The organism is Aquimarina litoralis, from assembly GCF_019295435.1.
Taxonomy (GTDB): Bacteria; Bacteroidota; Bacteroidia; order Flavobacteriales; family Flavobacteriaceae; genus Aquimarina; species Aquimarina litoralis_A.
The window spans coordinates 100031-111109 of the sequence record NZ_WEKL01000013.1 but is presented as its reverse complement, the minus strand read 5'-3'; the positions used below and the strand labels follow the sequence as shown (position 1 = coordinate 111109).

Below are 11079 nucleotides of genomic sequence, written 5' to 3'. Positions count from 1 at the left end.
GAGTTAATTAGAAAAGGAAAAGAATCCCTTCTAGGCCCACAAACTTTCGGTAAGTTCTACTTTATTATCTACCTCTACATCTTTTACAATCTTTCCGTAGTCAAATTTTATAATACGATCTGCAAGATGGAAATAAGCATCATCATGTGTAACAGCAATAATTGTTTTCCCTTCTGCTCTAAGTTTTGGAATCAATTCTTCGTAGAAATATTTTCTAAAATGTGGATCTTGATCAGCTGCCCATTCATCTAATATTAAAACCGGTTTCTTTTCAAGGAGTGCAAAAATCATTGACATTCGTTTACTTTGTCCTTTAGAAAATTTTCTTCTAGCTGATTCTTCTTTATCATCAGTAACTACCTGATCTAAACGCATGGTTTCCAACAATCCTCTATATTCATCATTCTCTTTAAGTTGATAATCATCATAATTATGAGAAAATATATGATTGTTTGTAAAAATTGCGGTCATAGAATCTTGTAAATCGTCCTTGATATTCAAATATTCATTATCATTTAAAATGATTTCCCCTTCAGTAGGTTTGTATAAACCTGTCAAAACATTAATGAATGTACTTTTACCAGATCCATTACCTCCTACAACGAATAAAACTTCTCCTTGATTAATTGTAAGATCTATTGGACCTAATGCGAATGTTTTTTCATCATTTTCATTTTCATAGTTAAACGATATATTTCTAAACTCCAGAGATTCAAACTTTTGATCTTCTTTTTGAACTAAACTCTTAACTTCATCATCGATTTGAAAATCTTTCATAAAGCTCTTGATTCTCCTATTAGCAACCATAAAACGCGTATACATTTGCTGTAAGTTTACCAGATTATTTATAGGTCCAGAAATGAATAAAATTACAACTACATAGGCAATGACATCTTCTCTTTCTAATAATCCTAAAGCTGGAAGTCCGAATAAAATAACTCCAATTACAACATACAATCCATATTGGCTAATCATATTAATGGATAGAAAAACATAATTAACTTTAAAATCTAAACCTTCAGCATCATCTCGGTTAGGTCCTAAGTATTTTCCCATTATGTTACTCCTTCTGGATAGGCTTAATTTCAATTCTTTAAATCCTAAAAGCAAATCATTCACGTACTTATAATAATGCTCATTATATTTTCTCAGTCTTTCTACTTGTCCGGACATAGAATTCATAACGACAAAATAACAAACCGCTACTAAAATAATCAGGCCTAATACAATTGCTGCAGATGTAGCTGATAGTGTGAACATATATATCACTCCTAATATCAACATTAATAGCGAGCTAACTGTATGCGTAACTGTATAAGGTAAATTGGAAAATATTCGTAAATCTTCCATGGCAGTATAAAAACGTTGTGTACCAAATTTTTCAAGAGTTATTAAAGGAGCTCTTAATATTTGATTAAACAAGTTTTTTTCATTTTTGTATAAAATTTTAAAAGCATATTTATTAAGTGCTTTCTGAAATATAACATTTAGCAAATATGTATATCCTACAGCGGATAAAAAGACTATAACCATATAATCTTTTAAAAATGCTTCATTCCCTGCAAGAACTTTATTTATTATATATATGATTCCAAAACTTAGAATCGTATTTGGTATAGCGTATAGCAATAAAAGAATAATATCTTTTGGTTTTAATTTTAACATATGTAAAGTTTTTAAGATTGTAGTAATAATCTTGTTATAATTATTAAACAAATGAGTTTTATGGATTTGTGATGTAAGTCTTGAAAAATTTAATACAGCACTCCTGTGTTTGTCAAACAGTTTTTAAATGTCTCCGTTACTTTTTGTGGATGGTCATATATAAAAAAATGATCTCCATTGAGTATATCATAATCGAAGTGTCCAATAGTGTATTCACTCCAATTGTCAATTTTATCTTGATGTTTCTCTTCAGATCCCATGAGGGCATGAATAGGCGTCTTAATTACTGTGTTTTTCTCATAGTCCAAGTTCGTTTCAACAACTTTAAAATCAGCTCTTAAAATAGGAATGAAAAATTCAAAAAGATCATCATTATTAATTACTTCTTTAGGCATACCTCCTAGTGAAATGACTTCTTGTTTAAATTCTTCATCATTCAAACAATAACGAATTTTTGAATCTTCATCCTCTAAATCATATGAAATACCTGGTCCTGAATTACCTGTTACAATTAGTTGTATAGGGTAATCACCTGTTTTTTCCATTTCAAAAGTTACACTTAACCCCAGAGTAGCCCCCATGCTATGCCCATAAATGATATAGGGTAAGTCTTTATTTCTTAAGCTTTTAATTTGTCGAACATAATCCTGTACACAGCTTTGTTTATTGTCTAAAAAATCTTGATCAAACCTTTTACCTCTTCCGGGTAATTCCAGAGGTAAAAAATCTACTAATTCTGAATTATATTTTTTAAAAAAATCAAAAGAATAAGAGCTTCCTCCAGCAAAATGAAGTAAAAACAACTGTACTTTCTTATTTATTGTAAAAATCATAATATAATAAACTAAGCAAGCATTGATACTAATATCTTTCTTTCTCCAACAAATGGAGTTCTACCATGAGCTGCTAGAATATTGTCTACCAGCATCAAATCACCTTTTTCCCATTGGAAAGTAATCATGTTCTTTTTAGCCACATCTCTTATTTCATCAAAGCATTCTAGTGGAATTTCTTCGCCATTGCCAAAAGTGGCATATTGCGGCATTTTCATAGGATCTCCTTCATATAGATCTAACATTGCTTCGGAAACCTCTTTTGGATGCTGACTAGGATGAAATTGATCTGCTTGATTAAACCAGACTTCATCTCCAGAAATAGGATGAGTTATTATTCCTTCTCTTTTTTGCAATAATCTCACACCTCCTTCTTCATTCCATAAATAATCTATGCCATTATTTTGACAAYAATTTTCAACATCTAGTTTATCTTCTGTTTCAAAAGCTTTTTGCCAAGAAGTTCCAAAACCAAAACCTCCATGCAAGTTTCTAATATACATTACACCATTTTTTCTGAATAGTTCTCTTGTACTTTCTGAAAGATCTGATAAAAGTAATCGGCTATCTGCAATGGCAGTACTTCCACCCGTTTCAGCAGGAGTTTCACAGCAAAAAAATAAAAAACTTGGCCAAGAACTACTGTACGAAAGTTCATTATGTAGAGAGATGAATTCTTCTGGCGGATATTCTGTTGATGTATATACTTTATTCTGTAATTTAGTTCTTGGTGAAGTTCCGTCTAGATAATCTAAAGAACTACCTGGAAATGAATTCACACATTCCTCTAACTTTTCAGAGTTATCTATCTCGAAAGATTTAAAAAGGATGGCTCCATTTTTAGATAATAACGTTTTTAGTTCCTCTGATTTCTTATTCAACAATTCTGGTAAACTTTTAATTTCACCAGCTTCTTTCTCCCAAACATATGGGAAAGGTGATTCAGATTTCATATCGTTTTTGATTTTTATTGAATTAAATAGTAATGTAATTTCGTATTCGAAATATTGATCGACTCAGAATTAATCTGTAGAAAAACCCAGTATATATAGTAGTTTGTGAATTACTAGTAACACAGGTTCGAAGTAAAAAACATCTTTTATATATGAGAATTAAGGAATTCTCTAATTCCCTGATCGCCCAAGTTCTTCCTTATTCCCTGATCGTTTTTTACCGCCTCTTATTTTAGTATTTCCAAAACTATAGGACATTGTAAACCTAACTGATCTTACACTATAATCTGCATTGATAACATTCCTAACACCATTCACAACCGATACCAGATTTTGTGGTCTTGAATCATTAAAGATGTCATTAAAAACAAGTGATAGTTTTAATTTGTTTTTCAAAAATGACTGATTTACTCCGACATTTAATCTGGAGGTTGCGTCTCTATCAATAAGCAATCTTTTGTGTGCAGAATTATAATAATAATTCAGTTGTAGTCTCGTATTTTTTCCTAATGTAAAACTGTTATTAGAGGAAAAGTAAAACTGAAAACCATCTAAAATTTCTGTATCAATATCTGCGATAGTTTCTCCACCAGCTCGAAGTAAATACATCGCTGTATTTGTTTTCCACCAAGAATTTATTTTTGAGTTAAATATTTCTCCAATACCATAATTATGGAATTTGAAAAAGTTTAGTGGTTCCCTTAACACTATATTATCTGTAGTGGTTGGATTATTTACATAATCATATCCATTACTGGCTGTGGTAAGAAAGATATTTGTACTAAACTTACTCTTATAGGAATATGTAAAATCAAAAGTATCTATAAAAGAAGGCCTTAAAAAAGGATTTCCTTGAGAAATTAAATTACCACTTTGATATCTATATGGGTTGAGTTCATTAAACTGTGGTCTATCAATTCTTTTACCATAATTAAAGTTCATAGAATTATCATCATTAATACGGTAATCGATATATAAAGAAGGAAACAATCTTGAATAATCAAATTCATTATTTTGACCACTAATAGATTTTCCATCGTTAAAAGTAGTTTCCAGTCTTAAACCAAATTGTACACTTAATTTATCTCCTATCTTTTTATTTCCATTCAAATAAAGCGCATAGGTTTGTTCTTCAAATGTAAATTGATCCCGTAAATCATCGTTTTCAATTTGATTGTCTACTGTTCCTCCAAAAGAAGTATAATCTGATTTAGAATCAATAATACTATATTTTGCTCCATAAGAAAGATTCATAAACGACATTGGATGTTCAACAGCGAGGTTAATACTTTTATTCTCAATACCTAATAATGAAAAATCCCTAATAAACATTTCTTGACCATCAATTATATTCATATTAGAATCAAGTTCATTGCTGATTGTTCTGTAATCTTTCTTAGAATCGAAGTCAAAATAGTCCAAATCCAAAGATACTTTTCTTCCTAGCGTATCTAACTTATAAATGACATGTGTATTAAGTGAATGGTTCTCATTATCGTTATCAAAATTCTGATCTCCAACAAAAATTGAGTTAATTGAGTTTGTATTATCAAAGTTTGTTGTTCTTATTTCTTTGTCTACAAGATCTGGATCATTAAATCTTCCTGAATACTGTACTCCTGCAGATAGTTTATCATTGAAGTCATAATCTACACTAAGTCGACCTGAAATATCATCATTTGTTTTTCTACCTACTGACTCCAATGATGTCTTAGAATCTGGATAGATAAAATCGAAATTTTCTAGTGCTTTAACAGCTCCTTTTCTTCCGTTAACATTAATTGTAAAGCTTAGTTTATCTTTGTTATACACAAAATTATTCGATAAGTTTCCAAAACTATATCTATTCTGATCATATGATAAAGAAGTTGAATTGTTCCAGGAATTACTCTTTGCCTTTTTTAGGATTATATTAATTAATCCACCATTTCCCTGAGCTTCATATTTTGCTGGAGGATTTTTTATGATTTCGATACTTTTAATTGAAGATCCTGGAATTGAATTAAGGTAGGCTACTAAATCTTCTCCTCCTAAATTGATGATTCGATCATCTACCATAACTCTTGATGATCCTCTACCCAACATACTAATAGCATTATCCTGAACTAAAACACCTGGTGCGGTATTTATTGCATCGATGGCATCTCCACTACTTGCTATTACATTATTTTCTATATTTAATACAATCTTATCTATTTTATATTCGATAAGTTTTTTTTCTGCATTAACAACTACCTCCTCAAGATATTGAGCATCTTCTTCTAGAATGATTGTTCCCAAATCAATATCATTATCTAACTGCTGTGTTGTTAAATCAATTACTTTTTCCTTTAATCCGATAAAATTTATAACTAAAGATTTCCCTTCATCAACATAGGAAATTACAAATTTACCATCATCATCAGTTACTACCCCATTAATGGTTTTGTTTTCTGAGTTTTTTAATTCTACACTGGCAAATATCACAGGTGTCTTTCCATCTATTACAATCCCCTTAATTTCAATTTGAGCCGTTGCTAACATGGGTATTAGCATTATTAAAAAAATTATTGTTTTAATTATTTTATTTGAATTAATCATTTTATTTGGTTTAATATTTTATTCTGAATTAATGATTTAACTTAAATTCGCTATCCGTAAAAGCATGCACTATTATGCCTTTATCCAAGCGAAAACTTATACTTCTGTGCTCAAATTTTTGACTAAGTAATTATTATAACAGACCACTGTGGATCTTATATTTATAAGTCCCTATCGTTTGTTTTCCCGAGCGAGTTTGAAGCTGTTTTTATTTGAAAAATGTGAGTTCTAGACGATGATTTTTAATCATTTGTGTAAGAAAAGTTAGAACGGATTGATATCTATTCTTTGACGATTATTTTATTTCCTATTCTAGACTCTCATGAAAGTAATTTTGAAGAATTTATTATAAACTATATCATGCAAGATGATTACTTAAAACGTATGAGCTTGTTCTAGTTTCTTATTCTTTAAACCTAACATATTCAAAGAATTTCGTAGATCAATTTTATCATTGAACATCTCTTTATCTACTCGTATTTCAATCAATATTTCTTCTTTGAAGACTATACATTTCATATGAAGATGAGCCATTCTATCTGATTTATCGTAAGAAATTTTATGGTCACTAGATTTTTTTAGTATTTGATCCTCTTTCAATTGAAAATTAAGGACGGAAGCATTATACTCATTAATTTTAATTCCAGATTCGTTAAAAAAATCTTCGACGATCATCTCGTATGGGACTATCTGATGTGGATAAAGCTCTATATAGTTCTGATACAACTTATTAATAAACAAATCAAAGTCATCACTACTGTGAGATCTAAATGGCATTGGAAGCATACTATTCATCACTCCAATAAACTTATTAGCTTCGAAATATTCTAAATATGCATCTCTAGAAGTAGTTAAGATGTTTTGGAACTTAACCGAATTATCAGGTAAATACCCTAATAAATAATGATGAAAACCTATAAACAATGAAAATATAGAGTGATTCCTATCAGCTGCGTATTTTTTAAGCTCTTGAACCTCATCTCCTTTTAATACTAGTTGTTGACAAACGGTATCATAGCCATTCAATATTGTATCATCCGATTTAGCAACCTGATCCTTTAAAGAAATTACATTTCTGAGTTTATTTTTCCAAAATTCTCTACTCGCATTTCCATGTTTAGAACTCAAAAAATCCGCTTGCCATCTTGAATAGTTAAAATTGTTAATATGGTTTATTTGTGGTTCTTTATTATGCTGGAAAAAATCTTCCAATTCCTGTCTTAATATTTGATTAGAATACATATCGGTTATTGCGTGACTTATATCAATTACAACACCAATGTTTTCTTTTTGATCATCAAGATCTACAATAAACACTCTTATCAATTCTCCTGTATAAAAATCGAATGGATACAAATAAGATGAAGTATCCAACAATTGTTCTTGACTTATTTGCTTAAACAATATTTTAACAACATCACTATCCACAAACTCTTGATAGATAAGATTGTTAGATGTATAAAATCTTGTACAAAGTGATTGATAATTAGAAATGAAAGATCTAAATGCTTTTTCTAAGTTCTCTTTATTCTCTTTAGGAATTGAATATGGACCAAAAACACCGTGAGAATTATGATTTTTCAAAGCTAGTTTCTGGCTTTCAGAAACTAAAGTTTCACGTATGCTCTCTACTTTTTCAAATTCAAGTTCACTAACATATTTTTGATTTGAAATAGTTGTTGCTTCTGAATTATCTTCAATGAAAATACATATATCCCTAATAGTACGATATTTAAATATATCTTTTACTTTATGTTCCAGACCAGCTTTCGTACTATTCATTACAATTTTCATGGCTTTCAAGGAATTTCCTCCTAGGCTAAAGAAATCATCAGTAATGCCTATTGTATTTATTTCTAAAATCTCTTGCCATATTTTTACCAAATTTTGCTCAACTTCGGTTCGCGGGGCAACAAATAAATTTTCATCAATAATTTGATCATACTTTTCATTCAATAATTTGAATTTATCTACTTTGCCATTCAATGTTAGAGGAAGTTTCTTTAACTCAAAAAACTTATTAGGAATCATATAATTAGGTAAAAAACCTTCTAAATAAGATCTCAAATCTGAGACAATGATAGCTCCATTTGTTACCAAATATGCTTCTAAAACTTTTTCATTTGGTTTTAGATCATTAATGATAACAGCTACAGAGTTAATATCTAAATATTCGTTTATTCTGGTTTCTATCTCTCCTAATTCAATTCTATAACCGTTTAATTTTTGTTGATTATCTTTTCTACCTATAAACTGTATATTATCATCATCCAAAAAATAACCTAAATCCCCAGTTCTATATAGTTTACCATTATGACCAAAAGGATTGTCAATAAACTTTTGCGATGTCAGTTCTTCTCTATTTAGATACCCACGTGCAACTCCATTACCTCCTACACAGATTTCGCCAATTGCTCCTTTTATTTGCTGTTGTAAGTTTTCAGATAAAATAAATATGTTCGTATTATGTATTGGTTTTCCGATATTAATTTCGTCCTTAGAAGTTACCTCAAACACACTACAACCGACTGTGGACTCCGTTGGACCATATTCATTAATTATTTTAATTTTTGGTCTTTTCTCTTGTAGCGCACTGATATGTATAGGTAATAATTCTTCACCTCCAACTATTGCTAGTTCCAGCGAAGAAAAATCCACTTCCAATTCATTTAATACTAAAATGTGTGCAGGTGTTAATTTTATACACGAAATAGAGTTTTCTAAATACCATTTTAGGTTTTCATCGACATCATTAAATGGAGAGATATGTAATGTACCTCCAGAAATTAGAGGTAAGAACAAACTAGTAATAGTTAAATCAAAAGACAATGATGTAAATAACCCAAAGTCATAATTCTTCAATTCATTATTAAGCAGATAATAATCTCTAGCCCAGATAAGGTAATGAGATAGTGATTTATGTTCAATCATTACTCCTTTTGGTTTTCCTGTGCTTCCAGATGTATATATGATATAAGCTAACTCTTCATACAAATTTTCATTTTCGAATTGTATTTCTTTGGTAATATCATAATCAAACTCTACATCAATTGCCATGATAGCATCATCATAAAAATCTAAATCAAACATATACTCAGAAATGGTAATTATTAGATTTAGATTAGAATCTTCTACCATATGTTCTTTTCGTTCTAAAGGATATTTAGCATCGATCGGTATATAGGTTCCTCCAGCTTTTAGTACTCCCAGGATTGAAAAGACTGACCAAATACTATTATCCATCAAAATACCAACTAAACTCCCTTTCTGGATATTATAACTGTCCCTAAGATTAATTGCTAATTGATCAACAATATTTTTTAGTTCTTGGTAATTAAACTCTTTCTGACCATTACTTAAAGCAATTTTTTGTGGATGTTGTAATACCTGTTCTTCAAATAATTCAATTACTGTTAGATTTTCGGAATAAGGTGTCATTTCCACCTTATTTTTAATTATGTCAACTTGATTAGAGTTATCAGTAGAAAAATCTATTTCTTCTATTTTCTTTTCAGGAGAATTTAATAAATTATTTAATAACACTTTATAATTAGAAATCAAATCTATCATTGCCTCCTTCTCATAGATGTCAGTATTAAATTTCAGATTTAAAGAGAGATAATCTCCTTTTTCTTCAAAATGAAATTCAAGATCGTACTTTACGGTTTGCTCTCCAATTTCTTTAATAGTAGATGCTTCTTTTTCACTAAACTGGAAGGTTTTAATTTCTTTATTGGTGTTGTGAAAATCCAATAAAACATTAAATAGTGGATTTCCACTAAGATCATAATCCAATTCTAAATCTTCTAATATTGCATCAAAAGGATACGACTGATGCTCATAGGCTTCCAATACATTATCTTTTACCTTTTGGAGAAAAACATGAAAAGATTCCTTTTCATCTATAATATTTCTGTTTGCTAAAGTATTTAGATAAAACCCTATTTGATCGACTAACTCGTGATTGTCTCTCTCTGCTATTGGCGTTCCAATTATTATATCTCTTTCGAGCGTGTACTTATAGAATAACACATTTAAACTCGCCAAAACTCCCATAAAAATACTACTTCCCTCTTCTCTGGTGACTTCTTTTAAAAGAGATACTACTTTAGCTGGAATTAAAGTTTGTAAACTATAACCATTATATGTTTTTGTTCTGGGACGTATTTTCTTACCAGGTAATTGTAAATATGGAATGTTTACAGATAACCTATCGATCCAATACTTTCTTTCTTTTTCAAATCTATCTAAATTTAGGTTTTCAAATTCCCAGCTAGCATAATCTTTGTATTGAATTTTAAGTTCAGTTAGATTTGGTTCGACCGAACCTATGAAAGATTGGTAATACTCTAAAACATCTCGAACCAATATGTTTTGTGACCATCCATCACTAATGATATGATGAAGATTAGCGTATAAGACATATTTATTTTCTTCTAAGTGAAATAAACAAACTCTTAATAAAGAACCATTTTCTAAATCAAAAGGAACAAATTTATCTTTCCTTACATATTCATCTAACATTAATTGAGCTTGTTCCTCATTTCTAAAGTCAAAATAGTCAATATTAAAATTTAGTTCATTCTTATCTAATACCCATTGTCTGATCTCTCCATTTTCATTTTCTCTAAATACTGTTCTCAGTATTTCGTGTCTTTCTATTGTACTTTCTATAGATTTAAATAAACAATCTAAATCATACTCCCCAACTAAACCATTGATTGATGGCATATTATAAACTTGCGATACTCCTTCGATTTGACAAGTTAGCCATAACCTTTTTTGTGCAGATGAAAGTGGATAGTTTTCTAATTTTTCAGAGACAGGTATCAGCTGTTGATTTTTCGTATTTTCTAATGACTTTAAATACGCAATTATTTCCCTTTTATTAGATTTTAGTTTTAAAAGTAACTCTTGTGGGATTTTCTTCTGAAAAGAAACAATTTCAATATTTTTATCTCCATTTAGCGCTAACTCAATACCCTCTTCTTTCAAGCTAACTATCAAGCTCTTAACCTCAGTATGCATAATACAATCATTTTATTTTT

At 29.7% G+C, this 11079-nt stretch carries 5 protein-coding genes; all 5 read right to left on the bottom strand.

Annotated elements, in window-relative coordinates:
* Nucleotides 1-30: 30 nt before the first annotated feature.
* A complete protein-coding gene (locus GBO31_RS09245; protein ID WP_219008052.1) occupies nt 31-1665 on the bottom strand; it encodes a cyclic peptide export ABC transporter in 1635 nt (544 codons plus the stop codon).
* Between the two features lie 89 nt (nt 1666-1754).
* A complete protein-coding gene (locus GBO31_RS09240; protein ID WP_219008051.1) occupies nt 1755-2498 on the bottom strand; it encodes a thioesterase II family protein in 744 nt (247 codons plus the stop codon).
* Between the two features lie 11 nt (nt 2499-2509).
* Entirely contained in the window at nt 2510-3451 is a 942-nt protein-coding gene (locus GBO31_RS09235) for a TauD/TfdA family dioxygenase (RefSeq protein WP_219008050.1), read from the bottom strand.
* 171 nt (nt 3452-3622) lie between these two features.
* The gene (locus tag GBO31_RS09230) at nt 3623-6031 is read right to left on the bottom strand and encodes a TonB-dependent receptor domain-containing protein (protein WP_219008049.1); all 2409 of its coding nucleotides are present in this window, start codon (nt 6029-6031) and stop codon (nt 3623-3625) included.
* 375 nt (nt 6032-6406) lie between these two features.
* Entirely contained in the window at nt 6407-11059 is a 4653-nt protein-coding gene (locus GBO31_RS09225) for a non-ribosomal peptide synthetase (RefSeq protein WP_219008048.1), read from the bottom strand.
* Nucleotides 11060-11079 lie beyond the last annotated feature (20 nt).

Coding starts and splice junctions, on each gene's coding strand:
- GBO31_RS09245 (WP_219008052.1), bottom strand. CDS start 1,665: ATGTTAAAATTAAAACCAAAAGATATTATTCTTTTATTGCTATACGCT.
- GBO31_RS09240 (WP_219008051.1), bottom strand. CDS start 2,498: ATGATTTTTACAATAAATAAGAAAGTACAGTTGTTTTTACTTCATTTT.
- GBO31_RS09230 (WP_219008049.1), bottom strand. CDS start 6,031: ATGATTAATTCAAATAAAATAATTAAAACAATAATTTTTTTAATAATG.
- GBO31_RS09225 (WP_219008048.1), bottom strand. CDS start 11,059: ATGCATACTGAGGTTAAGAGCTTGATAGTTAGCTTGAAAGAAGAGGGT.